Raw genomic sequence first — 26,632 nt, 5'->3', positions numbered from 1 at the left:
ATTTCAAGGGCGGGAGACAGGTCGGCGCGAATCTTTCGGCCCCCCTTGCGAGCCGCCAGACCCCTCCCATATCAGCTTCGTGCAGGCCTCTCTAGGCTGCATGACACGAAAGCCCGGCCCTTATGGCGGGCGGGTTGTTGCAACAGTCGCTCAATGGAGGACTATCCAATGCGTAGCTATGATCTCACCCCGTTTTATCGTTCCACCGTCGGTTTCGACCGCCTGTTCAATCTGCTCGATCAGAGCACAGGTGACGCCGCGCCGGGCTATCCGCCCTACAATATCGAGCGCACCGGCGAGAACGAGTACCGTATCAGTGTCGCCGTTTCCGGCTTTGCGCAGAACGAGCTCTCCATCGTCGCGAAGGAAAACACGCTGACGATCAAGGGCGAGAAGGCTGCCAACGAGAATGGCAGCAAGGCCGAAGTGCTCTATCGCGGCATCGCCGCCCGTGCCTTTGAACGCGCCTTCCAGCTCGCCGACTTCGTGCAGGTGAAGAACGCCTCGCTCGAGAACGGCCTGCTTCATGTGGACCTCGTCCGCGAGATCCCGGAAGCCAAGAAACCGCGCAGCATTCCGATTTCCACCAGCGCCGTGAGCGCGCCGCAGGTGGTCGACGGCTCGGCCGAGAAAGTCGCCGCGTAACCGCGACTTTGTGAAGTAAAGTAAGTGTAGCTGTAAATGAAACGCCCCGGAGTAATCCGGGGCGTTTTGTTATTGTGCGCAGCGCTGCACAAACTATTCCATGCCCTGAACGGGCGGAGGAGTGTCCGCAGGCTTGCTGGACTCTGCAGGCTTTGCTTCCGTCGCGGGAGGCGGAACCGTCGGTGCTGCGGCCTCCGGCTTCGAGGCAGTAGAAGTCGACGGCGCAGCACCCGTCGTCTCCGGCGGTTTCGTCTCAGCCGGCTTCTGCTCAGTCACAGCCGATTGCTGCACGGGCGCCGCAGCCGGCGGCGTTTCAGGTGGTTTGACTGCGACCGGCTTGGTCTCGGCCGGAGTGACAGGCTTGGCCGGTGCCGCAACCGCGCGCACCGGTGGCCGCTTCGGCAGCGGCACTGTCGTTGCACGGCTTGCGACTTTCGGTGCGGGCGTTGCCGTCCCGGCTGTAAACGGCGGGCGGCGATATTGCGGCAGCGTCGGCACCGCGCCTTGCGGGCCGTAGCGCGTGTCGATTTCCTCGCTCATCCGGTCGCCCATGCGGTAGGCGGGAATGAAGCGCAGGATCCGCCCGCTACGCGCATCGATCACCAACCGGCCGTCCTCGCCGTTGAGGTCGATCGCCGAGACCGTGTAGATGAGGCCGCGTTGCTGCGGCATGCCGAGGGCAGAGAAGCCGGCCTCGCGCAGGATCGAATAGACCTCCCGCAGCGGCAGCACAGCCAGATCATAGCCCCGGCGCAAAACGCCGTAGGGGCGCGGCTCCGCATATTCCACGGGCGGCATGGCCGCATAGGGACCGCCTACATCCGATACCTGCGCCACAGCGGCAACGTCGCCGCGCATCGGCGGCAGCGCCTGCGCCTGTGCAGCGCCACTCGCCAGCAACAGACCGGCCGAGGCCAGACATCCCACAAGTACCTTCATTGCATGCTCCTTCGACGCCCCCGCGCCCGGAGTGTGTTCAGCTCCCTGAACCTCTCGCTCTCATCCGTCCCGCTGCAGCAACCACCGCTGCCACAGGCGTTAACGGACAGTGCTCAACCTCACCGCTGAATCCGGCAGCCCTTGGGCCAGCCTTTGGCCGGAACGCGGCACCTCCGGGCTGAATGTGTCTTCGAGACATGGACAATTTGGCATGCGTTGTTGCTATGCGACGACGGACTCAAGCGCGCTTGTGTGCTAGATAAAAATTTGGCAAAGTCCTGGTTAGGACAGCATCACTGTCGCAATTTTTGGTGGCAAATCCGGCACAGGGTTTGCAACATAAGCAGGCGTCGGGACTAAAAAACACGCCTGCTGAGACGAAATGCCTTTAAGGCAAGACATGGGGTGGCCGCCGGGGACGATGGGCACCACCAGTCTGAATTCTGAAAACGAGGCTCGCAAGGCGCGCGAGCGGTAGCCCGAACGGGTTCCGCGAGCGTCAAAGGTGCGCCGACAAGGGTGGCAGAACCCCGACGGGGGTTGAGAGGACGAAGATGAGCGGATCAGAGCACGAGCGCCAATTGATCGAAACCGGCACGCATTCGGCGGCCCCGGCTATCAAATCGGCTCACGTGAAAGACGCCGCCATCAAACCGGAACTCCATACCTACCGTCCGCCGGCGCTGGGTCTCTATGACCCGTCGCAGGAAAAGGACGCCTGCGGCGTCGGCTTCATTGCCAACATCAAGGGCCGCAAGTCGCATCAGATCGTGTCTGACGCGATCAGCATCCTCTGTAACCTCGAGCACCGCGGCGCCACCGGCGCAGATCCACGCTTTGGCGACGGCGCCGGTATTCTGGTGCAGATCCCGCACAAGTTCTTCGTCCGCAAGACTGCGGAACTCGGCTTCAGCCTGCCGGAGCCTGGCAAATACGCCATCGGCGCGCTGTTCATGCCGCGTGATACCGCGTGGCGGAAAGTCATTCAGGGCATCATCGGCGACCAGATCAAGGCCGAAGGCCTGAAGCTGCTCGGCTGGCGCGACGTACCCACCGACAACGCCTCGCTCGGTGAGAGCGTGAAGCCGACCGAGCCTGCCAACATGCAGGTCTTCATCGGCATCGGCAAAGCCAAGATCGCCGACGAGGACGAATTCGAGCGCCGGCTCTACATTCTCCGCAAGTCGATCTCGCAGGCGATCTATCAGCGCCGCGAGCGCGGCCTCGCCGGCTATTACCCCTGCTCGATGTCGTGCCGCACGATCATCTACAAGGGCATGTTCCTCGCCGATCAGCTCGGCAGCTACTATGCCGACCTGCACGAAGAGGATTTCGAAAGCGCGCTGGCGCTGGTGCATCAGCGCTTCTCGACGAACACCTTCCCGACCTGGTCGCTGGCGCATCCGTACCGCATGGTCGCGCATAACGGCGAAATCAACACGCTGCGCGGCAACGTCAACTGGATGGCGGCGCGTCAGGCGTCCATCGAGTCCGAACTCTATGGCAAGGACATCAGCCGTCTGTGGCCGATCTCCTATGAAGGTCAGTCGGACACCGCCTGCTTCGACAACGCGCTCGAATTCCTGGTGCAGGGTGGCTACTCGCTGCCCCACGCCGTGATGATGATGATTCCGGAAGCCTGGGCCGGCAATCCCTTGATGGATGAGCAGCGCCGCGCCTTCTACGAATATCACGCCGCGATGATGGAGCCGTGGGACGGTCCTGCTGCGCTCGCTTTCACCGACGGTCGCCAGATCGGCGCGACGCTGGACCGCAACGGTCTGCGCCCCGCACGTTATCTCGTCACCAAGGACGACCGCATCGTGATGGCGTCCGAAATGGGCGTGCTGGCGATTCCGGAAGAAGACATCATCACCAAGTGGCGCCTGCAGCCCGGCAAGATGCTGCTGGTGGACCTCGTCCAGGGCCGTCTGATCCCTGACGACGAGATCAAGGCGACGCTGGCTGCAAGTCATCCCTATAGCGAGTGGCTCGAACACACCCAGATCGTTCTGGAAGAGCTCCCGGACGCGGCGGCCAAGGGCCAGCGCTCCAACCTGCCGCTGCTCGATCGCCAGCAGGCCTTTGGCTACACCCAGGAAGACGTCACCATCCTGCTGACGCCGATGGCGTCGCAGGGCGAGGAAGCGTCGGGCTCCATGGGCACCGACACGCCGATCTCGGCGCTATCGAGCAAGCCGAAGCCGCTGTTCACCTATTTCAAGCAGAACTTCGCGCAGGTGACCAACCCGCCGATCGATCCGATCCGCGAAGAGCTCGTCATGAGCCTCGTCTCGATCATCGGACCGCGGCCGAACCTGTTCGACCTGCAGGGCGTTGCCACCACCAAGCGTCTCGAAGTGCGTCAGCCGATCCTGACGGACCAGGACCTCGAGAAGATCCGCTCGATCACCGATGTCGCCGAGTCGCACTTTGTCTCGCGCACCCTCGACACCACCTTCCATGCCGGTTTCGGCGCGGCGGGTATGGAGCAGGTGCTGGATGAGCTCTGCGCCCGCGCCGAAGCCGCCGTGCGTGAAGGCGTCAACATCATCATCCTGTCCGACCGCATGGCCGGCTCGGATCGCATCCCGATCCCGTCGCTGCTGGCTTGCGCCTCAGTGCATCACCACCTGATCCGTACCGGCCTGCGCACCTCGGTCGGCCTGGTCGTCGAATCCGGCGAACCGCGCGAAGTGCATCACTTCGCCTGCCTCGCCGGTTATGGCGCCGAAGCGATCAACCCGTACCTGGCGTTCGAATCCATCATCGCCATGAAGGACCGGCTGCCGGTGCAGCTCGACGACTACGAAATCGTCAAGCGCTTCATCAAGTCGATCGGCAAGGGCCTGCTCAAGGTCATGTCGAAGATGGGCATCTCGACCTACCAGTCCTATTGCGGCGCGCAGATCTTCGACGCCGTCGGCCTGCGTCAGGAATTCGTCACCAAGTACTTCACGGGCACCCACACCAAGATCGAAGGCGTCGGCCTCGCCGAAATCGCCGAGGAGACCGTGCGTCGCCATAACGAGGCGTTCGGCGAGATCGAGATCTACAAGACGGCGCTCGATGTCGGCGGCGAATACGCCTATCGCAGCCGCGGCGAAGATCATGCGTGGAACGCCGAGTCGGTATCGCTGCTGCAGCATGCCGTGCGCGGCAACTCGCAGGAGCGTTATCGCGCCTTCGCCAAGATCCTCAACGAACAGTCGGAGCGTCTGCTGACGCTGCGCGGCCTGTTCAAGATCAAGACGGCCGAAGACGAGAAGCGCAAGCCTGTGCCGCTCGAGGAAGTCGAATCCGCCGCGGACATCGTCAAGCGCTTCGCCACCGGCGCCATGTCCTACGGCTCGATCTCACGCGAGGCGCATACGACGCTGGCCATTGCCATGAACCGGATCGGCGGCAAGTCGAACACCGGCGAAGGCGGCGAGGAGTCGGATCGCTACAAGCCGATGCCGAATGGCGACAGCATGCGTTCGGCGATCAAGCAGGTCGCGTCGGGACGGTTTGGCGTCACCACGGAATATCTCGTCAATTCCGACATGATGCAGATCAAGATGGCGCAGGGCGCTAAGCCCGGCGAAGGCGGTCAGCTGCCCGGCCACAAGGTCGACGCGACGATTGCTGCCGTGCGTCACTCGACCCCGGGCGTCGGCCTCATTTCGCCGCCGCCGCATCACGACATCTATTCGATCGAAGACATCGCGCAGCTGATCTACGACCTCAAGAACGTCAATCCGACGGGCCAGGTCTCGGTCAAGCTGGTGTCGGAAATCGGCGTCGGTACAGTCGCCGCGGGCGTCGCCAAGGCGCGCGCGGATCATGTGACCATCGCCGGCTTCGAAGGCGGCACCGGCGCATCGCCGCTGACCTCGATCAAGCATGCGGGTTCGCCGTGGGAAATCGGTCTTGCCGAAACCCACCAGACCCTCGTGCGTGAACGGCTGCGTAGCCGCATCATCGTCCAGGTTGACGGCGGCTTCCGCACCGGCCGCGACGTCGTCATCGGCGCGCTCCTCGGCGCCGACGAATTCGGCTTCGCCACCGCGCCCTTGATTGCTGCCGGCTGCATCATGATGCGCAAGTGCCATCTCAACACCTGCCCGGTTGGCGTCGCCACCCAGGATCCGGTGCTGCGCAAGCGCTTCACCGGCCAGCCCGAGCACGTCATCAACTACTTCTTCTTCGTCGCCGAGGAAGTCCGCGAGATCATGGCCCAGCTCGGCTATCGCAACTTCGACGAGATGGTCGGCCAGGTGCAGATGCTCGACCAGTCGGCCCTCGTGTCGCACTGGAAGGCCAAGGGTCTCGACTTCTCCAAGCTGTTCGTGCGCCAGCCCGAACTGCCCGGCCAGAAGATCTATCACACCGAGGATCAGGACCATCACCTGGAAGCCGTGCTTGATCGCGAGTTGATCAAGCAGGCGCAGCCCGCGCTCGACCGCGGCGCGCCGGTGAAGATCGACACCAAGATCAACAGCACCAACCGTTCTGCCGGCGCCATGCTGGCGGGCTCGGTAGCCAAGATCTACGGCCATGCTGGCCTGCCCGACGACACCATCAAGGTGTCGCTGAAGGGCACCGCCGGTCAGGCCTTCGGCGCCTGGCTGTGCAAGGGCATCACCTTCGATCTCGAAGGCGAAGGCAACGACTATGTCGGCAAGGGCCTTTCGGGTGGCAAGATCATCGTCCGTCCGCCGGCGCACTCCGCCATCGTGCCCGAAGAGTCGATCATCGTCGGCAACACCGTGATGTATGGCGCGATCGAGGGCGAGTGCTACTTCCGCGGCGTCGCCGGCGAGCGTTTCGCCGTGCGTAACTCGGGCGCTGTGGCCGTCGTCGAAGGCGCCGGCGATCATTGCTGCGAATACATGACCGGCGGCATCGTCGTGGTGCTGGGCAAGACCGGCCGTAACTTCGCAGCCGGCATGTCCGGCGGCGTGGCTTATGTGCTCGACGAAACCGGCGACTTCCCGAAGCTGTGCAACATGGCGATGGTCGAACTCGAACCGGTCCTCTCGGAAGAGATGATCGCCGAGAACACCTATCACCACTCCGGCGATCTCGAAGCCCATGGCAAGGTTGACGTGTTCGCCAATCTGCTCGACTCCGATATCGAGCGCCTGCATGTGCTGATCACGCGTCACGCGAAATATGCCGGCTCGGCCAAGGCTGCGATGATCCTCGCGGACTGGAAAACCTGGCTGCCGAAATTCCGCAAGGTGATGCCGGTCGAGTACCGCCGCGCGCTGCGCGAGTTGAAAGCAAAAAGCGCCGAGGCCGAACCGCAGATAGCGATCGGCGCGTAAGACACGGACTGAACCGCCGCCCTCATCAGGCGGCGGGACTGAGATCGAAACAAGCAAATCATCCTTCGAGGCGCGCCAATGCGTAACGCTCGGGATGACGGTGGGACAGACTGCAGAGGCGTCAGTTGTAATGGGCAAGATCACGGGTTTTCTGGAAATCGATCGTCACGACCGCAAGTACGCGCCGGTTACCGAGCGCCTGAAGGGCTATAACGAGTTCGTCATTCCGCTCAGCGAGAAAGACACCCGCGATCAGGCCGCGCGCTGCATGAATTGCGGCATTCCCTATTGCCACGGCACCGGCTCGGTTCAGCCCGGCACGCCCGGCTGCCCGGTCAACAACCAGATCCCGGACTGGAACGACCTCGTCTACACCGGCAACTGGGAAGAAGCCTCGCGCAACCTGCACTCGACCAACAACTTCCCGGAATTCACCGGCCGCATCTGCCCGGCGCCGTGCGAAGCGTCCTGCACGCTGAACATCGATGACAACCCGGTCACCATCAAGACCATCGAATGCGCCATCGTCGACAAGGCATGGGACAATGGCTGGCTGAAGCCGCAGGTCTCCGCCGTGAAGACCGGCCGCAAGGTCGCCGTGATCGGTGCCGGCCCGGCCGGCCTGGCCTGCGCGCAGCAGCTCGCGCGCGCCGGACACGACGTCCATGTCTATGAGAAGTTCGCCAAGGCCGGCGGCTTGATGCGTTACGGCATTCCCGACTTCAAGATGGAAAAGCACATCATTGATCGCCGCGTCGCGCAGATGGAAGGCGAAGGTGTCACCTTCCATTACGGCAAGGCTGTTGGCGGTACGTCGCCCGGCGCCATCGACCCCGCCGAGCTCCTGAAGGAATATGAAGCCATCGCGCTGACCGGCGGCGCCGAGCACGGCCGCGACCTGCCGATCCCCGGCCGCGAATTCGACGGCATCCATTTTGCGATGGATTTCCTGCCGCAGCAGAATCGCCGCGTCGGCAACGAACCGCTCGGCGACGTCAAGGAGATCCTGGCCGGTGGCAAGCATGTCGTCGTCATCGGCGGCGGCGACACCGGTTCCGACTGCATCGGCACCAGCCTGCGTCAAGGCGCGCTGTCGGTGACCCAGCTCGAAATCATGCCGGCTCCGCCCGAGCATGAGAACAAGGGCCTGACCTGGCCGAACTGGCCGCTGAAGATGCGGACCTCATCGAGCCAGGCCGAAGGCGCCAAGCGCGAATTCGCCGTGCTGACCCAGAGCTTCGAAGGTGTGGACGGCAAGGTCACCAAGCTGAACTGCGTGCAGGTCGACGACAAGTTCAAGCCGATCCCCGGCTCGGAATTTTCGTTGCAGGCCGATCTCGTGCTGCTGGCCATGGGCTTCGTCCATCCCGTCCACGAAGGCATGCTGAAGACCCTCGGCGTCGATCTCGACCAGCGCGGCAATGTCCGCGCCGCAACGACGGACTTCGCGACCTCGCTGCCGAAGGTGTTCTCCGCCGGCGACATGCGCCGCGGCCAGTCACTGGTGGTCTGGGCGATCCGCGAAGGTCGTTTGTGCGCGCGTGCGATCGATCAGGCGCTGATGGGGACCACGACGCTGCCGAGGTAATTGATCTCTCAAGATCGAATGATAGGGGCTCCGCACGTAAGTGTTGGAGCCCTTTTTATTTTACCAAGCGCAACAATAGGATCACAGGATTGGTCGAGATCACGGCTTTCGATGAGCGTCGATAATCGTGTTTCGGTACTCGTCGGGTGAAGCGTTCGTCTTCGTTGCGTCTCTGAAGCGCTGCTTCATCGCAAGCGTCAGTTCGACGCCCTCGACAGCAGCGATTTTCTCATAACAAGCAGCCCCAAGAATAAACTCACCGGCCGCATTCGCTGCCGTGAAAGTCCGGCATCTCGCGATGAACGCCGCCAACTCTGTCGGCCCTGTAAACCGATGCACCTCGCCGGCAAAGTCCGCCATCCGCGCCATGTCACGCGCCCGCTGGTCACGTCTGTAGTTGACGACAAAACGCAGAAACTCTGCATTGAAACGCTCCGGGCATCCCTGCCCCGTATCCGCACGCACCCGTCCCCATCCCAACGTCGTCCGACGTAAAACGCGCCACAGGCAAAGCCCGGTCGGATAATCCAGATGGATCAGCGTGTCCGCCTGCGTCAGCCGCGACACGAGTGTGCCGCTGTAGTTGCCATCCATGATCCAGCGCGGTTCAGCCGCCAACGCCTCGACCGTCGCGCGCCAGACATCGCCATCCGGCATGCGCCAACCGGGCTGCCAGTAGTGGCGGTCGAGATGGATCACGGGCAGCCCTGTGATCTCCGATAGCGCACGAGCCGCCGTGCTTTTTCCCGCGCCTGGACAGCCGACGATCAAGACGCATTTCAATGTGAGTGCTCCCATTCGAACTGCGGGATTTAAATTGACATTAGACGGAGCGGTGTTTCTCACCCCAATGCTGCATCTCATGCACAGTAGTCAAAGGGCGTGCCCGGCTACCTCCAAGGTTGCGTAGCTTTTGGAAGACAACCCCGAGGGAAACCGCTACCTTTGACCTATTGAGGGAGACAGCACTTCGCTCCGGATATTGGTTGTCATCTTTGCAGCATTTGTTTGTAGCTCCGCACAAGCGCGTGGGCCCTATGGTTCAATCTCGATTGGAAACTGGACCGGCGGGGCGTTCACTAACGACAAAACTGGCCAATTTAGTAGCTGCATAGCTAGCGCGCCTTACAAGAGTGGCATCACCTTTGGCGTTATGGTGGATCCCAAGTTTTCTTGGCATCTGGCTTTCATACACCCTTCGTGGCGATTGAACGCGGGACAAGCTTTTCCTATCATCCTAACCTTCGACGGCCGTTCGCCATTCAATGTCAATGGCGCCGCAATCTCGGACACACTTGTTGTTGTGCCTATGCCGGACAACTCGTCGCTAATCGCCCAATTCAGAAGGTCTAAGACACTATCGGCGTTCACTCAGGGACAGCTATTCCAATTTGATCTAAGATCGACAGGGGCTTTACTTCCTGCCCTCGTAAACTGCGTAACGACAGTCAACAAAGGCGGCATTACTGCAGCCATCGATTTCTTGCCCCCGAAAGTAGCCTCTGTGCCGACTTCTCAAACTCCGTCAGTAGGCGGAAGTATGAGGGTCGATACGAGCACAAGCACACCTCCAGAAATACAGATCGAAGCCATAGAATTAGCCTCGAATTTCATATTGAAAAGCGCACTCCGGAATCCAAAAGTTCTTACTAGGTCAGAAACACCAGTTTCATTGGCTTCCTATGGAGCAGCTTGGCGTTCGGATGAGGCCGCAGGATTTGTCAAAATCGTACCGGCACAAGATGGCGTCAGGGGATTGGACGTAGCCTCAACCATCGTTGCTAATGACGCCAAGGATTGTAAGGCAAAGTTCGCTTCTGGAAGAACTAGCGAACTTGTGGACAGCGAAGTCGTTTTTCGGGGATTCTCATCCTGCGAAGACTCTGACGGTGTGCGATTGTCTCAGTACTTCATTGTCTCTCGAAAGAAGGGCGGCTTTGTATTGTTCTCTGTTGTTGCCTCATCGAAGGGAGAGGAAGCCCGGGCGTTTCAAAAGGACGAGCGGCTCGTCGACTTCAAGAAGGCCGCGTTAATTGCTGCCAGCCCATAATCCTTCTTGACTCCCTCATCGGCTAAGATTATATTCCCCTCACCCTGTCCAACGAGGGGCGCTTCTCGAGGGCGTCTTTGGAGGTGGGACAGGGTGCGGCGCCCGCGGACGTGCCTCGCAAGCACGGACTCGGGAGGTCCTGGGTAGCCGTCCGGGCCCACTACGGGGCTCTGCCGCTTGCGGCTGGACGGGTGCGGGTGAAGGCTGGCGAAAGTCGGCCGGATGACGGGCACGATGCCCGTACCCAGTACCCGGAAGCACGGCCCCGGGAACAGAAAAGCCGCGATGGAGCGCCGAAAGGCGTGCGCCCACCAAGGGTCGCTGTCGCAGGCAGCCGACGGGACGCGCCACTGACTACAAAGTTGCGCCTTTCGGCGCTTCATCCCCCTCACATCAAAGGGGGGACCACCGAAAGGCCAACTTGCGCGGCGGCGCGGGGCAGACGGCGCGTGCGCGCATCATCCGGAGCATGACGTCATCCAGAACAGTACAAAGACTCGCACAGCGCGACCGGGCGCGCGGCGCATCTCTGGGTGGGTAGTCAGCAACCTCCGGACACGCTAAGCGAATGTCATCCCGCCGGTTCGTCCTTCCAAACGTGTTGTCCCTTCCCGCATGAAATTCCTGCTTATTCCGCTCGGCCTGGTGGCGCTTGTCACACAGGCGCATGCCAGCGATGCCCGCTTCATGGCTGCCCTCGGCAAGCTCGATCCAAAGACCCGGCTGGAACAGGTCTGCGATTTCGAAGCGATGCGCCGGATCAGCAAGGGCGGCCCGCGCGTCGAGCGCGCCAAATCCGACGCGCTGGTGCCGCCGCAGCATCTCGGCAACACGCTGATCGCCAAGGGCGGCGCCTATCGTGCGGGCGGCAAATGGATGCAGGTCGCCTTCACCTGCAAGGCGACGCCGGACCACAAGACGGTGCTGGATTTCACCTACAAGACGGGAACGGTCATTCCGCCCGCCAAATGGCAGTCTTTGGGGCTCTGGAAGTAATCCAGGCCTCGCCGTTCACCCTGCCGCTAAAAGTTCCGGGATTTGCTTGACGTTAACGCCGGGCGGCGCTTGATGGCGGGATCGCGGCTGCCCGCTTGCGGCCCGAATCCGGTAGTATGTCGAGCGGGAACCCGGGTCTGCGGACCCTGCGATTGCGGTCGAGGCGCATGTCACAGAAGCCCAATATGCCGAGATGGCGGATCGATCACTGGCGTGCCGAAAAGGGCACGCTGATGGTGCTTGCCGTGGCATTGGGCCTGCTGATCGGCATCGTGGCTCCCGCGTCGGCGCAATTTTTCGGTTTCGGCGGTCCGCAGCAACCTCCGCCGCGTCCGCAGCGCAATGTGCCGCAGGGCGGCGGTGGCGGCTTCGGCTGGTTCGGCGGCGGCAATGACAGTCCGTTTTTCGCGCCGTTCCAACAACAACAGGCGCCGAAGCGGGCCGCTCCGCGCGAGGACTATTCACGCGCACCATCGCCGGAAAAACGCGACGCCCCGGCCGAGCGCAACGTGCTGGTGCTCGGCGACAGCATGGCCGACTGGCTCGCTTACGGCCTCGAGGACGCCTATGCCGAACAGCCCGACATGGGCGTGATCCGCAAGCACAAGACCGTCTCCGGCCTGCTGCGCTATCAGCCGAAGGGCGATCCCGCGGATTGGGCCGCGGCGGCCAAGGGCATTCTCGCCACCGAGAAGCCCGATGCCATTGTCATCATGCTCGGCCTCAATGACCGTGTCGCGATCCGCGAACCAGACAAGGCGGCCGAAAAGAAGGGCGCCAAGAAGGACGAGAAGAAAGACAGCGCCGCGGAAGTGAAGCCCGGCGACAAGCCGGCCGAGCCCGAAGCCGACGATGCGGATATTCCCGATCCCGGTTCGATCGTCACCGAGCGCGGTGCGCGCACCGGCGGCATGGTCTATTTCCGCGACGAGCGCTGGGGCGAGCTCTACTCGAAGAAGATCGAGGAGATGATCAACGTCGTGAAGGCGAAGGGCGTGCCCGTGCTGTGGGTCGGCCTGCCGGCGGTGCGCGGCACCAAGGCGACCGCCGACATGCTCTATCTCGACAATCTCTATCGCGACGCCGCGACCAAGGCCGGCATCACCTATGTCGATATCTGGGACGGCTTCGTCGACGAGGCCGGCCGCTTCCTGCAGCAGGGCCCGGATTTCGAAGGCCAGATCCGCCGGCTGCGCTCGGCCGACGGCGTTTATTTCTCCAAGGCCGGCGCCCGCAAGATGGCGCATTACGTCGAGCGCGAGATCACCCGCCTGCTCTCCGGCCGCTCCGCGCCGATCGCGCTGCCGAGCGAGCCTGCGACGCCGGACCTCAATGCCGTGCCCGGCGCGCCGGCGCCGCGTCCGCTTGCCGGCCCCATCGTGCCATTGGTCGCCTCCTCCGTCGGCACCGATCAACTGCTCGGCGGCCCCGGCGTGAAGCCGGTGAGCGTCGATGCATTGGTGGCGCGCGTGCTGGTGAAGGGCGAGCCGCTCGCTGCGCCCGCCGGCCGCGCCGACGACTTCGCCTGGCCGCGCCGCGAGATCGGCCGCGAACAAGCCAAGGGCGACGTTCCCGTGGCTGCGGCCACACCTGCTACCTCAGGCACGAGCGGCACCGCTGCAGCGACAGGGCCGGATGGAATCGTCCCCGTGATGGCGCCGCCGGCGGCTCTGAAGAAAAAACCGAAGCCCGTCATCGCCACCGAAGCGCCGTCGTCCTTTGGTAGTTTCTTTGGCTTCGACGACGCGCCGCGCCGCGCGCCCGTCCAGCAGGCGCCCCAGCGCCCCCGCCCGGCCCAGGCACCCGGCCCGCGTCCGCCGGCCAATGTCGGCCCCGCCGCCTCCGCCCCCTCTGGTTTCTTCACGCGCTAATCGCGCGAAAAATTCCGCCGCGAAATTTCAGATTCAAAAAAATCCCTCAGCCTTTGCAGGCTGAGGGATTTTTGCTTCTGGGTATTTTCTTGGACGTTTTCTTAGATGCGGCTGCTGACGCTTCTGCGGCGTCCGTTATGTCAGCCGCGATCTGCTATCAATAACCGAAACGGTTTGGACGGCGGCGCGGCGGACGCGTCATCAACATCGCCAGCGCAAAGCCAATCCCGCCTGCGATCAACATCGAGCCCAGCGGATTCTCGCGGACCTTGTCGGTGATCGCCTGCGTGCCGTCGCGATAGACGTCGCTGTCGAGCGCATCCTTGGCATAGCTGGTGGCCGCGTCAGACGCGTCGCGCACGGCATCCTTGGCCTGGCCGTACAGGTTCTGCACGGTGCCCGTCGCTTCGCGCGCGCGGCCCGAGGCTTCTGTCCGCTCGTCGCCCGTGGCTCGGCCGATCACACCTTCAACCTTGCCGGCCGCATCCTTGGCTGCGCCCGCAATACGGTCCTTGTCCATGTCCATTACTCCGTGAGGAAATTCTCGCCGGTGTAATGCCTGAGGCCAGTACTGGTTCCGTCGCGATGCGGGCGCCGTGAATTTAAAGGATCAAACCGCCATCGACGACCAGCGTATGACCGCAAACATAGGATGACAGCGGCGACGCGAGGAACAATGCGGCGCCGGCCATATCGGCAGGCGTGCCGAGCCGCTGCAGTGGGATCCTGGCAATCGCGCCTCCCAGCCGCTTCGGATTCGCTGTCGTGACCTTTGTCATCTTGGTGTCAACGAGCCCCGGCGCAATACCATTGACGCGAATGCCGTCTTCCGACCACGCCTGCGCCAATGTGCGCGTGAGACCGACCGCACCGGTCTTCGACGCGTTGTAGGACGGGTTGCCTTTGGTCGCATGATAGGCCGCGGTAGAGCTGACGATAATCAATCGCCCTTGGCTTGCCTTGAGCTGTGCATGAAACTTAGTCGCGCAGCCCATCAGGCTCATCAGGTTGACTTCCATCACCTTGCGGAAGCCATCCATCTCGAATTCGCCGCGGCGATACATCACCGCACCCTGCGCGAGGATCAGCACATCGACCCGATCGAGCTTCGGATCGAACGCCTCGATTGCCGACGCGCTGCTCACATCGAGCTGGCTGTAGCCGAGTCCGTCGAGATTGGAGCCGTCATCGATGGAATAGTCGCTGGCCTTGGCGCGCGTACCGCACACATGCACGCATGCGCCGCGCGCACGAAATGCCTGCGCCACACCATTGCCGATACCGCTTGATCCGCCGACGATGAGCACCTGCTGGCCGCTGAAATCGAGTTCGTTCATCCCTGATCGTCCTTCTTGATTTTATCAGCGCATGTTTGACCGCGTCGTCGATCAGTGCAAGCCTTCGATCAAGCCTCATCATGAAGGCGTACAAATTCGGAGGATAGCCTTGTCGGATTTCAAACAGCTCAGCCGCTCGGTCCACGGCCTCACCGTACTCGTCACCGGTGCCGCAAGCGGCATGGGCCGCGCGACTGCACGCGTGTTCGGCGACGAAGGCGCCAATGTCGCCGTCACGGATATTTCGGCAGACGGCATTGCTGCCGTCGTTGACGCGATCACATCTGGCGGTGGAAGCGCTCACGCCTGGACGCTCGATGTCGCCGATCCCGATCGTATCCGCACGGTGGTGAGCGACGTCGCCGCACATTTCGGCAGTCTCGATATCATCGTCAACAATGCCGGCATCTCGGTTTCCACCGCGATTGATCAGGACGGCTATGACGCCGCGTGGGATCGCGCCATCGCCGTGATGCTGACCTCGCACCAGCGCATCATCCGCGCCGCGCTGCCGCACCTGCGCAAATCACCCTCGCCGCGGATCGTCAACATCGCGTCCACCGAAGCGCTCGGCGCCACCGCACTGCACAGTCCCTATTCCGCAGCGAAAGCCGGCGTCACCGGCCTCACGCGCTCGCTCGCGGTGGAGCTTGGCCGCGACGGCATTACGGTGAATTGCATCTGTCCCGGGCCGATCACGACCGGGATCACCGAGCGTATCAGCGACGAACACAAAGTGATCTTCGCCAAACGCCGCACCGTGCTGCGCCGCTACGGCGATCCGGAAGAAGTCGCGCATATGACGCTAAGCCTGTGCCTGCCGGCCGCGTCCTATATCACAGGCGCGGTGATCCCGGTCGACGGCGGCCTCATGGCACGCAATGCCTGACGGCATTCACGCCGGTTGACTTCGCACTTTGCGGGCGTAGCATTTTTCTCAAGCGGCACGGCAGCGCTGGAAGCCGCAATCGAATGGGTCAACCATTCCACACGGAGGAAATCTGCAATGCCCGTGACGATCCGCAAACTGCATCCCTTGTTCGTCGGCGAAGTGACCGGCGTCGATCTGACCAAGCCGGTCAGCCCTTATGACGCCGTTGCCATCGAGCGCGGCATGGATGACTACGCCGTCTTAATATTCCCGAAGCAGGATATTACCGACGAACAGCAACTCGCTTTCGCACAGAATTTCGGCGAGCGCGAAAATCGAAAAGGCGGTTCCGTCACCAAGAAGGAAGATTACCGGCTGACATCGGGGCTTGCAGATGTGTCCAATCTCGGCAAGGACGGTAAACCGCTGCCGAAAGACAGCCGGGCGCACCTGTTCAATCTCGGCAACTGCCTGTGGCACTCGGATAGTTCCTTCCGGCCCATTCCGGCGAAATTCTCGCTGCTGTCGGCGCGCGTCGTCAATCCGAAGGGCGGCAATACCGAATTCGCCGACATGCGCGCGGCCTATGATGCGCTCGACAACGACACCAAAATCGAGATCGAGGACATGATCTGCGAACATTCGCTGATGACATCGCGCGGCGCGCTCGGCTTTCTCGACTACACCGACGAAGAGAAGGAAATGTTCAAGCCGGTACTGCAGCGGCTTGTGCGTACGCACCCGGTGCATGGCCGCAAATCACTCTATCTCTCATCCCATGCCGGTGCGATCCAGGGCATGTCGGTGCCTGAAGCCCGCGTGCTGCTGCGCGATCTCAACGAGCACGCCACGCAGCCGCAATTCGTCTATGTCCACAAATGGACGCTGCATGACCTCGTGATGTGGGACAATCGCCAGACCATGCATCGCGTCCGCCGCTACGACCAGTCGCAGCCGCGCGACATGCGCCGGGCCACAGTCGCCGGCAATGCGCCGACGGTGGCGCAGCAGGCGGCGGAATAACCTGCCATTCAAAGACAGGCGCGCCGCACCATGCAGCGCGCCACTAGCCGCTAGATGCGCTCGATCTTCGCCTTCTCCAGCACCTCGCCCCAGCGCTTCACATCGGACGCCAGGAGGTCAATGACCTCCTTCGGCTGCGAGGCCTTCGCCTGACTGCCGAGCGACAGCAGGCGCTCTTTCACGCTCTCATCCTTGAGCAGCGTGACCGTCGCGGCGTTCAGTTTTGCCACGACGTCGTCGGGAAGGCCGACCGGGCCAACGAGGCTGTACCAGCCCGGCGCGGCGTAGCCGGGAAAGCCCGCTTCGGCCACGGTGGGAATATCGGGGAAAGACGGGAAGCGTTCAGCCGTCGTCACGGCCAGTGCGCGGAACTTGCCGGCCTTGATCTGCTCGATCATCGAGATCGGCGGGTCGACCATGAAATCGATGCGGCCGGCCAGCACTTCGACCACGGCCTGCGCACCGCCGCGGAACGGAATGTGCTGAAATTTAACCCCGGCCAACTGGCCTATCTGCTCGACGATCAAATGCGGACCGGAGCCGACGCCGGGCGTGCCGTAAGTCAGCGGCTTGTCCGGCTGTTTCTTGGCAGAAGCGATCAGCTCGGCGAGATTTCTGAACGGCGCGTCCGCATTGCACGAGAACATGTAGGGCGCTTCGGAGACCTGGCAGATGCCCTTGAGGTCATCGACCGGCTTGTAAGGCAGGGTCTTGTAGAAGGCCGACGACGCACCATAGGTCGCCGTGATCAGAGAGATCGTGTAGCCGTCAGGCGCCGAGCGGGCGAGCTGCGCCCCGGCGAGCGTCGTGCCGGCGCCCGGCTTGGTTTCGACCACCACCGTCTGGCCGAGGATTTTCGACAGACCTTCGGCAAGCACACGCGAGGTTGCGTCGGTGCCGCCGCCCGGTGCGAAACCGTGCAGCAGGGTGATGGACCGTTCCGGCCACGCCGCCTTGACCTGAAATGGAAGAAGGCTTGCCGACAATCCGGCCAGCAGCGCGCGCCTGTTCAACATCGTTAGTCCCCAAGAATACATCAAGGAGACCAGCCTAACACGCATGCTGCACTGCGGTATAATGTTATGCGCTATGGGCCTCTGCGCAGAGCGCTTATCTCACCCGGAGCCGGTCCAGCATTTCCGATGATGCAAACCCATCAGCAGGCGCGCCGATGGAGGCCTGGTAGTTGCGCAGAGCCTCACGGGTCTGACCGCCGAATTGGCCGTCCGGCGTGCCCTTGTAGAAGCCGCGCTGCGCCAGCAGCTGCTGTAGCTCCAGCCGCTCGGCGCGGGACAACACGCGCTCCTGACGCGGCCATGGCTGCACGAAGGGCGGACCGCCGCGCAACCGGTCGGCGAAATGGCCGATGGCCATCGCATAGGCCTCAGCCGGATTGTATTTCATGATGACGCGAAAATTCGTCATCATGAGGAAGCCCGGCCCCTGCGAACCGGCGGGCGCGAGCAGATAGGCTTTTTCCGTCATGCGCGGAAACGGCTGGTTGTTGGCGCGCTTGAGGCCGAGCTGCTCCCATTGCGGCAGGGTCATCGCCTTGGCCTTGTCGGCCAGCATGTAGTTGAAGCCCTGCGGTACCACGACCTCGTAGCCCCAGGTCTGGCCGCTCTGCCAGCCATCCTTCTTCAGGTTATTGGCCGTCGAGAAGATCAGATCGGTCGGATTGTCCACCACGTCGCGGCGGCCGTCGCCATCACCGTCCACCGCGAAGCGCTTGAACGCGGTCGGCATGAACTGGGTCGGACCGAATGCGCCAGCCCAGGAGCCGCGCATCTGTTCAGGCCTCAGATCGCCGCGATGCAGGATTTCCAGAGCAACCAGAAACTCATCCTTGAAATAGGCCTGACGGCGGCCGACGCAGGCCAGCGTCGCCGTCGAACGCAGCACGCTGCGATCGCCGATCATCGTCGAGTAGTTCGACTCGATGCCCCAGATCGACGCGATAATGTAGCGATCGACACCATAGGCCTTCTCGGCCGCGTCAAAGATCGTCTTGTACTGCGCCAGCACCTCACGGCCCTTGGCCATGCGGTTGTCGTTGACCAGGATGTCGAGATAGTCCCAGATCGCCTTGGTGAATTCCGGCTGCGAATCCATTAGGTCCATGATTCGCAGATCCGGCGTCAGGCCGGCGGTGAAACGCTGATAGCTGTCCTGCGAGATGCCGCGGCGTGCGGCATCAGGCCACAGTCCGGCAATGCAATTGTCGAAATTACCAGCGGCCTCGCGGATCGCCTGTGCGGTCATCAGCGGATGGCCGGATGCGCCGTCCTCGCCGCTCCAGGGCTGCGCTCCGGGCGCGCCGGGCAGTGCCGCCTGCGGCGGCGGGTCCTGGGTCTGCGACGATCCGCTAAAGATATTGTCGAACAAGCTGAAAGGGCCGCTCTTGCTCTGCGCCTGCGCCGCCACGGGCAGGGCTGCCGCAAGCAAAACTGCGCCGAGCGCAGCTACACCGCATGTCAGGCTACGCGCCATCTTCGTCGCTGATTTCATCACTATCCATCTTGGGAATCTGACCGGAATTTGGTCATGACTGTGGCATGACAGGAGGCCCGGCGAGGGTTTCCATCAGCTTAACACTATTCCAGTTTTGCCCGGCTGGGCGAACGTGCCGCGCGGCAGAAAGGATAATTGCAGACATGTAGCCCGGCACCACACATCCGCCTTTGTTCCCGGTTGCAAACGGAACCAGCAGGCGCAATCTTCGTTGGCCTGCCTGCGTCGCTCCCCTCCAAGGTCATTGCAAAGTCCCCTGATGAAAATTCGCAAAGCCGTTTTCCCGGTCGCCGGCCTCGGCACCCGCGTCCTTCCCGCCACCAAGGCGATGCCGAAGGAAATGCTGACCATCGTCGATCGGCCGTTGATCCAATATGTAGTCGACGAAGCTCGCGAGGCCGGCATCGAACATTTCATCTTCGTTACCGGCCGCAACAAGGGCATCATCGAAGATCACTTCGACCGCATGTTCGAGCTCGACGAGACACTCAAAAGCCGCAACAAGTCTGCCGAGATCGAACAGCTGGCGCTGTCCCAGCCTGCTGCCGGCGCCATGAGCTTCACGCGCCAGCAGGCCCCACTGGGGCTTGGCCATGCTGTCTGGTGTGCCCGCGATATCGTTGGCAATGAGCCCTTCGCCGTGGTGCTGCCGGATGAGCTGGTGCTGAATTCCCCGGGCTGCCTGAAGCAGATGGTCGATATCGCGGGAGCACTTGGCGAAAAATCCAACCTTGTTGCCGTCGAGGAAGTCCCGCTGGACATGACGCATCAATACGGCATCTGCGGTGTCGGCGAGCGCCATCCAACCCACGAGGCCGCTTTCACCATCGACGGGATGGTCGAGAAACCCCCTAAGGGCACCGCGCCGTCCAACCTGTCGATTACCGGCCGCTACATCCTGCAGCCGGAAATCTTCAAAATCCTAGAGACCCAGGAGCGCGGCGCGGGCGGCGAAATCCAGCTCACCGATGCGATGATCGGCCTCGCCAAGAGCCAGTCATTCTACGGCGTGGAATTCGAAGGCGAGCGGCATGATTGCGGTTCGAAGTCGGGCTTCCTGCGCGCCAATATCGCGTTCGGCCTGCAACGCCCTGATCTGCGCGAAGGTCTGCGTGCCGAAATGCTGCGTTATCTCGGAGAGTAAGCGCTAGGCCGCAATCGCCTGATGCGCATCGCCTGCGATGACACACTGATTGCGGCCTGCGGCCTTCGCCGCATAGAGCGCCTTGTCGGCGGCCTCCACCAATCCCGTCCACTCCATCGTCACCAGCGGCTTCACGCTGGCGACGCCGACACTGACCGTGAGCATCGCAGGATCGGCCGGCACCTGCTCGACGCGGCGCCGAATGGTTTCGGCAACCTCATAGGCATCCTGCACGGTCGCACCGGGTAGCAGCACGGCGAACTCTTCCCCGCCATAGCGCGCGGCACAGTCGCCGGCGCGCTTCGCCGCTCCTGCGATGCAATTCGCGATCGCGATCAGGGCGGTGTCTCCGGATTGATGACCGAAGCTGTCGTTGAAAACCTTGAAATGGTCGGCGTCGATCAACAGCAGTGCCATCGGCCGTGAATGCCTGATGGCACGGCGCCATTCCAGCTCCATCGCCGCATCGAATTTGCGGCGATTGCGCAGTCCAGTGAGACCATCGGTCGTGGCCAGTTCTTCGAGCTTGTGCTCTGCGTGCGCGCGGCGGCCTATTTCGCGCGCTAGAAACAGTGCCACCGCGGTGATGAAGATAATCAGCGCCAGCATGATGCCGCCGATCTTGATCGCCTGCTGATACCACAGACTGTAGATGCCGGCCCACGGCCGGCCGACGATCACGAGCAACGGCCGACCGCTGTCGCGCCACACATAGAGGCGCTCGATCTGGTCAACGACACCGACGCCCGAATACGACCCGTTGGACCGGCTCAGCGCCCGCATCACGCCGGGGGTCTTGCTCAGATCCCTGCCGACCACGTCGAGATCGAACGGCGTACGCATGATGACGACGCCGTCGCGGCGGATCACTGTGATGTTGTCGTCCTTGTTCAGCCGCAAGCGGCCGAACAGATCATGAAAGTAGGCGAACCGGATGGCACCCGCGACGACGCCGGCAAAATTGCCATCGACGTCGGTGATGCGGCGGCTCAGCACGACGGAATACGCGCCCCGGTGCAGCATCGGTTTGCTGACATAGAGCCCGCGCTCGCCGTCGAACTTGTGTACCTTGAAGAACTCTTCGTCGGCACTGCTCTGCTTGGCAGGATCGAGCGATGCCGCATCGATGATAAGATCGCCATGCGCATCGAACACCTGAATGGATGCAAACTGGCGCGCTGATGCCGCATTGTCGAACAGGATCAGCTGGCGCATTTCCTTGCTGAGCTTGTCGATCTCGGGCGTATTGATGCCGGAAATGACAGCGCGCAACGACAGATCGTATTGTTCAACGGTTCGACCTATATCAGAATCGATGGAGGTGGCGAGGTTCTCGGCAGTCTGTCGCGCGAGCGCTTCCTCGCCGCGGCGCATATCGAGCATCACAGTGCCGCAAACGGCCGAAAAGCCAATGATCGTGACCAGCGACGACAGAATCAACAGCTTGGCCGATAACGGCCAGCGTCGAATTCCCGTGTTTGCGTTCCCCGACTTCATCATGTGCTCCGTACCCCACGGATCGCACGCGAATGCTTGCCGAGCGCTTAAGTACCGGCTTTGGGTTCCACACGGCGTTAACGAACGGTTGCGGAAAATGCTCGGATGACGCACTTCCGATGTCGATTTACCGAAATCGCGCTGTAGCGCCTGATCGCGCGGGCGCGTATGACGTTTGCGAGATTATACCGAGGACAATTCCGTGCCTGACTACGACCTGCTCCGCGCCTACCTGGCCAGCCAGACCAAGGACGAATTCGTGCTGAGCATGGATGCGATCGAGGAGATCATCGACGACGCGCTGCCGCGCGCGTCGCACCGGGCCTCGTGGTGGGAGACCGAGCGCGCGCCCGATGAGCACATGCCGCAGCGCGAGGCCTGTATCGCAGCCGGCTTCATCGCCATCCGATTGCCCGATGGCTCCGGTGTGAAATTTCGCCGGAAGACGGCCAAGTTCATGCGGAAGTGGAATTAGGACGAGCGACGTGGCGCCCAGCGATTTTGACGGCTACCGCTGCAGTCTCACGCCCAGCATCACCACGGTCGAGGCCGTGCTCGCGCCAAGGATGTTTGAATCCAGGATATCGCGGCGCACCTGCGCCTTGAGCTGGATTTCACGGTTCAGCTTGTAAACGAGATCGCCCTGCAGTGAGTAGATCTTATCGAAGCGAAAGTTTTCCTGATAATCCTGGGTGACGTAAGTGAATTTGCCCGTGGCCGTCAGCCAGCGCCGGAAGTCGTGATTGACCTCAACCGTATAGGTGCGTGTGAGAATGCCGGGAACGCCGGGCACGGTGGTCTCGTCGATCGATGTGGTCGAGACGAATTTCGCGGTTGTCAGCGGCGTAGCCGTCCAGATCAGCGACGCTGACGTCAGCAGGCCCTTGAGAACCTCCAGCCGCGTATCCGTATAGCTGCGCGCTGCATAACCGATTGAGGCCTCGCCCGTCAGCAGACGCGTGAATTCAAAGGTGGTGCCGGCCTTGATATAGCCGCCGCTGGAATCCCTGAGATAGCCAAAGCGATCCGCCCGATCGTCGTGCACGCGGACATCGCCCTGGACTTCGGCGAACGGCTTCAGACCCGGCAGCACTTCATAGGTGGCGCGGCCGACGCCGCCATACTGATTGAAATTACGGTCGTTGTTGTTGGTCTGGGTGCCGTCGGTCAGTTTCGAATCCTGATAGACGGTGCGATCGACGAGACCATCGACCTTGATCTGAAGACGGTTGAAGTCTTTCTCGACCCCCAACGAACCGCCGATGGTGGTGAACAGCGGAAGATCCTTCAGCCCGGCCTGAAGGTTTGGACTGCCCGGGTTGTCAGAACCCACGCGTATGCGCGCCTCGCTGTTGAGCCGCAGGTCGCGTGCGACATCGAGCCGACCGGCGATCTTACCGTTGAGTTCGGCGCGATCGACATTCTCCGGCGACGGTGAAATCTGGGAGAAGTCTGCGGGAAATCGCCTCTCGTAACCGGTAAAGGATCCGCGCAGATCCACGATGATCGAGTGCCGCGTCCAGTCGGTTGCGGCCAGCAATTCCGGCGCGACCTTGTAGAACGACGATCCCTTCGGCTGCACAAAGCGCGCCGGGTTGTTGTCGTAACCGCCATAGATTTCCACGGCCGACTTCACGAGGAAGCTGCCGACGCGAACGCCGGTTGGAGCATATGGATCTGGATCCACCGGCAATCGCCTGCGCGTCGGCTGACCGACCACGGTGCCGGCAACCGATGGGGCAACGGGAGGCTTGGCGGCCTTGGCCGATGGCGGTGACGGCCGGGTTTCGGGCACCAGCGGCGGCGGCGGACTGCCAGGCCCCACCGGCGGCTTCGGCTTCTTCGCGCCCGGATAATATTTGGTTTGCTTGCGCTTGCGGTTGAGCGCGTCGAAGCCGGTGCCGGCGGCGCCCGATGCAGCGGGTATGGGCGGTGTGATGATCGACTGTGGCAGGCGATCCGGCGATAGCTGGCTGGTCTGCAGCGTTCCAGTGGGCTGGAGCGGCGCATCCGTCGTCCGGCGCGTCGGCAGGTTCTGCGGCGACACGAAGCCGCCCGGGACCGGCGCCAGCAGGTCTGACGTCAATGCTTGCGAGAATGCCGGAGATGGCGTGAGGAGGCTCAGACACAGACATGCCGAAACCGCGCCGTTGGCCCAGGCGCGGTTGCGGCGGTCGCGTACTCGACCCATCCTCACGATCAGAAAAACTCCAACACCATCAAAAGCTTACAAAATCCACCAAGAGCGACGCCGGAGGCGCGCGCGACAACTCATGGTTAAGGGAGTTAAAACGCTTATGGTTAATGGCCCGTTGAGATCGCATCGGCGGGGTTTCGCCAGGCAGGCCCAGCCGTGCTAAGAGGAGGGCGACACAGCCGGACAATTTACGGCCCCAGGATGCGATTGATGCCCCTCTCCAAGACACCCGGCCTTCCGACGAAAACGACGGCAGCGATGAGCGATCAGGCCATTGAAGCGATTGACTCGGCGCTGCGTACGCTGGAGGCCGAAGCCAGCGGCGTCACTGCGCTGGCAACCGCGCTGCAATCCGACCTCGGCCCGGCCTTCGTCGCGGCCGCCGACCTGATCCTCAAGGCCAAAGGCCGCCTGATCATCACGGGCCTCGGCAAGTCCGGTCATATTGGCCGCAAGATCGCCGCGACCTTCGCATCGACCGGTACACCCGCCTTTTTCGTGCACGCCGCCGAAGCCAGCCATGGCGATCTCGGCATGATCACGCCCGACGACGTCATCATGGCGCTGTCCTGGTCCGGCGAGCAGCCGGAGATGAAGAACCTCATCACCTATGCCAAGCGTTTCAGGATCGGCGTGGTCGCGATCACCTCCGAAGCCACCTCGACGCTGGCCGAGGCCGCCGATGTCGCGCTGACGCTGCCGAAGGCGCGCGAGGCCTGCCCGCATAATCTCGCGCCCACGACGTCGTCGCTGATGATGCTGGCGATGGGCGATGCGCTGGCGATCGCGCTGCTGGAAGGCCGTGGCTTTACGTCGGTGGATTTCAGCGTGCTACATCCCGGCGGCAAGCTCGGCGCAATGCTGAAATACACCCGCGACCTCATGCATTCAGGCGACGCCGTGCCGCTCAAGCCGCTCGGCACCAAGATGTCCGATGCGCTGGTGGAAATGTCCTCGAAGGGCTTTGGCTGCGTCGGCATCACCGACGGCAACGGCCATGTGGTCGGCATCGTCACCGACGGCGATCTCCGCCGTCACATGCGCGCCGACCTGATGACGGTTTCGGTCGATGAAGTCATGACCAAGAATCCCAAGACCATCAGCCGCGACCTGCTCGCCGGCGAGGCGCTGGAAATCCTCAACTCGTCGAAGATCACCGCGCTGCTGGTGACGGACGCCAGAAAGCCCGTCGGCATCGTGCATCTGCATGATCTGCTGCGGGCAGGCGTGGCGTAAGCCACGTCAGCTGGCAGTTCGCGGGAACCTTGCCGCATTTGCGTCGAGTGGCAATGCCAAGCCGTTCGCGATGTACGACACCGTGCGATAGAATCCGCACAGCAGGATGATCTCGAAGATTTTCGCGTCATCGTAGTGAGCGGCCAGCGTCCTGAATTCCTCATCGCTGAGCGTCGCGCGATGATGCAGCGCATCGACTGCCGCAATCAGAGCTTGTTCCGCTGACGACCAGCATGTCGCCTGTGCGTCGTCATCGACGGTCGCCCTCACCTCCGTATCCGTCAATTTCGCTGCGTCTGCGAAGGCCGCGACATGGACGCCCCATTCGTATTCGCAACCGGTCAGTGCGCAGGTGCGATCTATGACAATCTCGCGCTCCCGCAGCGACAGCGGTCCGCGATCAAGCAGGCCAGCTGCGCGAAATTTGCTCCATGCCCTCGGATGACCGGCGATCACGCGAAACAGCATCAGCGGCGGCGCGCCGCGCATGATCGCGTCGAATTGCGCCTGAATGTCAGGATCATAGGGCGGCTGCAACGGCGCGATGCGTGACATAGCCAACTCCTGCGCTACAATAACCGTAGCGATATGCTACATATTCTGTAGCGACCTGCAAGAGAGAATGTGATGGCAAAGTCCGTTTCCAAACAGCCCAGACGCGCTGTGCGCGGCTCGACGACCGGCCGACCGATCATGGCGCTGCTCGACCTGCTAGGCCGGCGCTGGACGCTGCGCATTCTTTGGGAGTTGCGTGAGCGCTCCCTGACCTCACGAGCGCTGCGCGAGGCCTGCGACGACGCGTCCCCTACCGTTCTCCAAGCACGCCTGAGCGATCTCAGGGACGCGGGTCTGATCGCGCTGCGGCCGGATGGCTATGGGCTGACGGATACGGGCCGAGAGTTGCAGGGCACGTTTCTGCCGCTGCACCGTTTCGCAGAGCGGTGGAGCAAATCGCTGGCGGCTGACTGATCAGGCCACGTCTACCGTCAGACTCGCCCCATCAGCCCTCACGATCTTCACCTTCGTCCCCGCCGGCGTATCGGGCCCGCTGACGCGCCAGACCGTGTCGTCGATGCGCACGATGCCCTCGCCGTCAATGATCGGCCGATCAAGCGTGCAGACGCGGCCGACCAGCGCATCGGAGCGCTTGTTGAGGAACGGGTTGGGATTGGCGCCGGGCTTCTGACGCGCGATGCGCCGCCACAGCGGGACGGCCGCGAGCGCGAACAATCCAAACAGCAGGATCTGCACCTGCCAGGACGGCGTGACGATGAAGGACAGCACGCCGACGAGAAATGCAGATAGCCCGAGCCAGAACATGAAGACGCCGGGCGCCAGCAACTCCAGCGCCATCAGCAGCACGCCGAAGATCAGCCAGTTCCAGGTGCCCAAAGTAACGAACATGTCGGCCATTG

Annotated in this window: 22 protein-coding genes; 12 read left to right on the top strand and 10 right to left on the bottom strand. The window is 62.4% G+C overall.

All coding sequences use genetic code 11. The features are described from left to right. The first annotated feature begins 168 nt into the window (after nucleotides 1–168). The gene (locus AB8A38_RS23400; protein WP_068730352.1) at nucleotides 169–645 is read left to right on the top strand and encodes an Hsp20 family protein; all 477 of its coding nucleotides are present in this window, start codon (nucleotides 169–171) and stop codon (nucleotides 643–645) included. A 93-nt stretch (nucleotides 646–738) separates the two neighbouring features. Here the strand turns inward: AB8A38_RS23400 and AB8A38_RS23395 are convergent, their stop codons facing one another. Further along, complete coding sequence (locus AB8A38_RS23395) at nucleotides 739–1,584, bottom strand: hypothetical protein (protein WP_439087597.1); 846 nt, start codon at nucleotides 1,582–1,584, stop codon at nucleotides 739–741. A gap of 554 nt (nucleotides 1,585–2,138) precedes the next feature. Between AB8A38_RS23395 and gltB the strand changes: the two genes are divergently transcribed. Both gltB and AB8A38_RS23385 read left to right on the top strand, forming a co-directional pair. Beyond that, nucleotides 2,139–6,896, top strand: coding sequence for a glutamate synthase large subunit (gltB, locus tag AB8A38_RS23390; RefSeq protein ID WP_439087596.1), 4,758 nt, complete (start codon nucleotides 2,139–2,141; stop codon nucleotides 6,894–6,896). A 130-nt stretch (nucleotides 6,897–7,026) separates the two neighbouring features. Beyond that, the gene (locus tag AB8A38_RS23385; protein ID WP_439087595.1) at nucleotides 7,027–8,484 is read left to right on the top strand and encodes a glutamate synthase subunit beta; all 1,458 of its coding nucleotides are present in this window, start codon (nucleotides 7,027–7,029) and stop codon (nucleotides 8,482–8,484) included. Between the two features lie 99 nt (nucleotides 8,485–8,583). Here AB8A38_RS23385 and AB8A38_RS23380 read toward each other — a convergent pair whose 3' ends face one another. Beyond that, on the bottom strand, nucleotides 8,584–9,282 hold the full coding sequence (locus tag AB8A38_RS23380; RefSeq protein WP_439087594.1) for a DNA topology modulation protein FlaR: 699 nt from the start codon (nucleotides 9,280–9,282) through the stop codon (nucleotides 8,584–8,586). A 742-nt stretch (nucleotides 9,283–10,024) separates the two neighbouring features. Between AB8A38_RS23380 and AB8A38_RS23375 the strand changes: the two genes are divergently transcribed. The 3 genes from AB8A38_RS23375 (at nucleotide 10,025) to AB8A38_RS23365 (ending at nucleotide 13,401) form a co-directional block, all read left to right on the top strand. Further along, nucleotides 10,025–10,534 (top strand): hypothetical protein, encoded by a 510-nt coding sequence (locus AB8A38_RS23375; protein WP_439087593.1) that lies wholly within the window; start codon nucleotides 10,025–10,027, stop codon nucleotides 10,532–10,534. A 615-nt stretch (nucleotides 10,535–11,149) separates the two neighbouring features. Further along, complete coding sequence (locus AB8A38_RS23370) at nucleotides 11,150–11,530, top strand: DUF930 domain-containing protein (RefSeq protein ID WP_093757198.1); 381 nt, start codon at nucleotides 11,150–11,152, stop codon at nucleotides 11,528–11,530. 185 nt (nucleotides 11,531–11,715) lie between these two features. Continuing rightward, the gene (locus tag AB8A38_RS23365; RefSeq protein WP_439087592.1) at nucleotides 11,716–13,401 is read left to right on the top strand and encodes an SGNH/GDSL hydrolase family protein; all 1,686 of its coding nucleotides are present in this window, start codon (nucleotides 11,716–11,718) and stop codon (nucleotides 13,399–13,401) included. A 157-nt stretch (nucleotides 13,402–13,558) separates the two neighbouring features. On the opposite strand, the gene AB8A38_RS23360 is transcribed toward AB8A38_RS23365, so the two are convergent. Both AB8A38_RS23360 and AB8A38_RS23355 read right to left on the bottom strand, forming a co-directional pair. Further along, on the bottom strand, nucleotides 13,559–13,921 hold the full coding sequence (locus AB8A38_RS23360; RefSeq protein ID WP_439087591.1) for a CsbD family protein: 363 nt from the start codon (nucleotides 13,919–13,921) through the stop codon (nucleotides 13,559–13,561). An 82-nt stretch (nucleotides 13,922–14,003) separates the two neighbouring features. Next, complete coding sequence (locus AB8A38_RS23355) at nucleotides 14,004–14,738, bottom strand: SDR family NAD(P)-dependent oxidoreductase (RefSeq protein WP_439087590.1); 735 nt, start codon at nucleotides 14,736–14,738, stop codon at nucleotides 14,004–14,006. A gap of 109 nt (nucleotides 14,739–14,847) precedes the next feature. On the opposite strand from AB8A38_RS23355, the gene AB8A38_RS23350 reads away from it, so the two are divergent. Together AB8A38_RS23350 and AB8A38_RS23345 are read left to right on the top strand one after the other, a co-directional pair. After that, entirely contained in the window at nucleotides 14,848–15,627 is a 780-nt protein-coding gene (locus tag AB8A38_RS23350; protein ID WP_439087589.1) for an SDR family NAD(P)-dependent oxidoreductase, read from the top strand. 117 nt (nucleotides 15,628–15,744) lie between these two features. Beyond that, nucleotides 15,745–16,632: a TauD/TfdA dioxygenase family protein gene (locus tag AB8A38_RS23345; RefSeq protein ID WP_439087588.1), complete on the top strand. Its 888-nt coding sequence runs from the start codon at nucleotides 15,745–15,747 to the stop codon at nucleotides 16,630–16,632. 50 nt (nucleotides 16,633–16,682) lie between these two features. Here the strand turns inward: AB8A38_RS23345 and AB8A38_RS23340 are convergent, their stop codons facing one another. Together AB8A38_RS23340 and AB8A38_RS23335 are read right to left on the bottom strand one after the other, a co-directional pair. Beyond that, entirely contained in the window at nucleotides 16,683–17,648 is a 966-nt protein-coding gene (locus AB8A38_RS23340; RefSeq protein WP_439087587.1) for a Bug family tripartite tricarboxylate transporter substrate binding protein, read from the bottom strand. Between the two features lie 94 nt (nucleotides 17,649–17,742). Further along, entirely contained in the window at nucleotides 17,743–19,140 is a 1,398-nt protein-coding gene (locus tag AB8A38_RS23335; protein WP_439087586.1) for a lytic murein transglycosylase, read from the bottom strand. Nucleotides 19,141–19,402: 262 nt separating this feature from the next. Between AB8A38_RS23335 and AB8A38_RS23330 the strand changes: the two genes are divergently transcribed. Continuing rightward, on the top strand, nucleotides 19,403–20,287 hold the full coding sequence (locus AB8A38_RS23330) for a UTP--glucose-1-phosphate uridylyltransferase (protein ID WP_439087585.1): 885 nt from the start codon (nucleotides 19,403–19,405) through the stop codon (nucleotides 20,285–20,287). A 3-nt stretch (nucleotides 20,288–20,290) separates the two neighbouring features. On the opposite strand, the gene AB8A38_RS23325 is transcribed toward AB8A38_RS23330, so the two are convergent. Continuing rightward, complete coding sequence (locus AB8A38_RS23325; protein ID WP_439087584.1) at nucleotides 20,291–21,787, bottom strand: sensor domain-containing diguanylate cyclase; 1,497 nt, start codon at nucleotides 21,785–21,787, stop codon at nucleotides 20,291–20,293. Nucleotides 21,788–21,986: 199 nt separating this feature from the next. Between AB8A38_RS23325 and AB8A38_RS23320 the strand changes: the two genes are divergently transcribed. After that, nucleotides 21,987–22,259, top strand: a complete 273-nt coding sequence (locus AB8A38_RS23320) for a hypothetical protein (protein WP_089266229.1) — start codon at nucleotides 21,987–21,989, stop codon at nucleotides 22,257–22,259. A gap of 33 nt (nucleotides 22,260–22,292) precedes the next feature. Here the strand turns inward: AB8A38_RS23320 and AB8A38_RS23315 are convergent, their stop codons facing one another. Beyond that, nucleotides 22,293–23,975, bottom strand: coding sequence for an outer membrane beta-barrel protein (locus AB8A38_RS23315; protein ID WP_439088591.1), 1,683 nt, complete (start codon nucleotides 23,973–23,975; stop codon nucleotides 22,293–22,295). A 264-nt stretch (nucleotides 23,976–24,239) separates the two neighbouring features. Here AB8A38_RS23315 and AB8A38_RS23310 point away from each other — a divergent pair, with 264 nt between their 5' ends. Next, nucleotides 24,240–25,217: a KpsF/GutQ family sugar-phosphate isomerase gene (locus tag AB8A38_RS23310; RefSeq protein ID WP_439088590.1), complete on the top strand. Its 978-nt coding sequence runs from the start codon at nucleotides 24,240–24,242 to the stop codon at nucleotides 25,215–25,217. 6 nt (nucleotides 25,218–25,223) lie between these two features. On the opposite strand, the gene AB8A38_RS23305 is transcribed toward AB8A38_RS23310, so the two are convergent. After that, nucleotides 25,224–25,772, bottom strand: a complete 549-nt coding sequence (locus AB8A38_RS23305; protein WP_439087583.1) for a carboxymuconolactone decarboxylase family protein — start codon at nucleotides 25,770–25,772, stop codon at nucleotides 25,224–25,226. 72 nt (nucleotides 25,773–25,844) lie between these two features. On the opposite strand from AB8A38_RS23305, the gene AB8A38_RS23300 reads away from it, so the two are divergent. Next, nucleotides 25,845–26,186 carry a winged helix-turn-helix transcriptional regulator gene (locus tag AB8A38_RS23300; protein ID WP_439087582.1) on the top strand — a complete coding sequence of 114 codons (342 nt, stop codon included), beginning with the start codon at nucleotides 25,845–25,847 and terminating at the stop codon, nucleotides 26,184–26,186. Here AB8A38_RS23300 and AB8A38_RS23295 read toward each other — a convergent pair whose 3' ends face one another. Next, nucleotides 26,187–26,630: an NfeD family protein gene (locus AB8A38_RS23295; protein ID WP_439087581.1), complete on the bottom strand. Its 444-nt coding sequence runs from the start codon at nucleotides 26,628–26,630 to the stop codon at nucleotides 26,187–26,189. Between the last annotated feature and the right edge of the window lie 2 nt (nucleotides 26,631–26,632).

This window comes from Tardiphaga sp. 839_C3_N1_4 (genome assembly GCF_051811045.1).
Taxonomy (GTDB): Bacteria; Pseudomonadota; Alphaproteobacteria; order Rhizobiales; family Xanthobacteraceae; genus Tardiphaga.
This window is presented reverse-complemented; position numbering and strand designations above follow the sequence as displayed.

What these genes read in the sequence shown, in the direction of transcription:
- AB8A38_RS23400 (WP_068730352.1), top strand. Translation starts at nt 169, where the DNA reads ATGCGTAGCTATGATCTCACCCCGTTTTATCGTTCCACCGTCGGTTTC.
- AB8A38_RS23395 (WP_439087597.1), bottom strand. Translation starts at nt 1,584, where the DNA reads ATGAAGGTACTTGTGGGATGTCTGGCCTCGGCCGGTCTGTTGCTGGCG.
- gltB (WP_439087596.1), top strand. Translation starts at nt 2,139, where the DNA reads ATGAGCGGATCAGAGCACGAGCGCCAATTGATCGAAACCGGCACGCAT.
- AB8A38_RS23385 (WP_439087595.1), top strand. Translation starts at nt 7,027, where the DNA reads ATGGGCAAGATCACGGGTTTTCTGGAAATCGATCGTCACGACCGCAAG.
- AB8A38_RS23380 (WP_439087594.1), bottom strand. Translation starts at nt 9,282, where the DNA reads ATGGGAGCACTCACATTGAAATGCGTCTTGATCGTCGGCTGTCCAGGC.
- AB8A38_RS23375 (WP_439087593.1), top strand. Translation starts at nt 10,025, where the DNA reads ATGAGGGTCGATACGAGCACAAGCACACCTCCAGAAATACAGATCGAA.
- AB8A38_RS23370 (WP_093757198.1), top strand. Translation starts at nt 11,150, where the DNA reads ATGAAATTCCTGCTTATTCCGCTCGGCCTGGTGGCGCTTGTCACACAG.
- AB8A38_RS23365 (WP_439087592.1), top strand. Translation starts at nt 11,716, where the DNA reads ATGCCGAGATGGCGGATCGATCACTGGCGTGCCGAAAAGGGCACGCTG.
- AB8A38_RS23360 (WP_439087591.1), bottom strand. Translation starts at nt 13,921, where the DNA reads ATGGACAAGGACCGTATTGCGGGCGCAGCCAAGGATGCGGCCGGCAAG.
- AB8A38_RS23355 (WP_439087590.1), bottom strand. Translation starts at nt 14,738, where the DNA reads ATGAACGAACTCGATTTCAGCGGCCAGCAGGTGCTCATCGTCGGCGGA.
- AB8A38_RS23345 (WP_439087588.1), top strand. Translation starts at nt 15,745, where the DNA reads ATGCCCGTGACGATCCGCAAACTGCATCCCTTGTTCGTCGGCGAAGTG.
- AB8A38_RS23340 (WP_439087587.1), bottom strand. Translation starts at nt 17,648, where the DNA reads ATGTTGAACAGGCGCGCGCTGCTGGCCGGATTGTCGGCAAGCCTTCTT.
- AB8A38_RS23335 (WP_439087586.1), bottom strand. Translation starts at nt 19,140, where the DNA reads ATGAAATCAGCGACGAAGATGGCGCGTAGCCTGACATGCGGTGTAGCT.
- AB8A38_RS23330 (WP_439087585.1), top strand. Translation starts at nt 19,403, where the DNA reads ATGAAAATTCGCAAAGCCGTTTTCCCGGTCGCCGGCCTCGGCACCCGC.
- AB8A38_RS23325 (WP_439087584.1), bottom strand. Translation starts at nt 21,787, where the DNA reads ATGATGAAGTCGGGGAACGCAAACACGGGAATTCGACGCTGGCCGTTA.
- AB8A38_RS23315 (WP_439088591.1), bottom strand. Translation starts at nt 23,975, where the DNA reads ATGGGTCGAGTACGCGACCGCCGCAACCGCGCCTGGGCCAACGGCGCG.
- AB8A38_RS23310 (WP_439088590.1), top strand. Translation starts at nt 24,240, where the DNA reads ATGAGCGATCAGGCCATTGAAGCGATTGACTCGGCGCTGCGTACGCTG.
- AB8A38_RS23305 (WP_439087583.1), bottom strand. Translation starts at nt 25,772, where the DNA reads ATGTCACGCATCGCGCCGTTGCAGCCGCCCTATGATCCTGACATTCAG.
- AB8A38_RS23300 (WP_439087582.1), top strand. Translation starts at nt 25,845, where the DNA reads ATGGCAAAGTCCGTTTCCAAACAGCCCAGACGCGCTGTGCGCGGCTCG.
- AB8A38_RS23295 (WP_439087581.1), bottom strand. Translation starts at nt 26,630, where the DNA reads ATGGCCGACATGTTCGTTACTTTGGGCACCTGGAACTGGCTGATCTTC.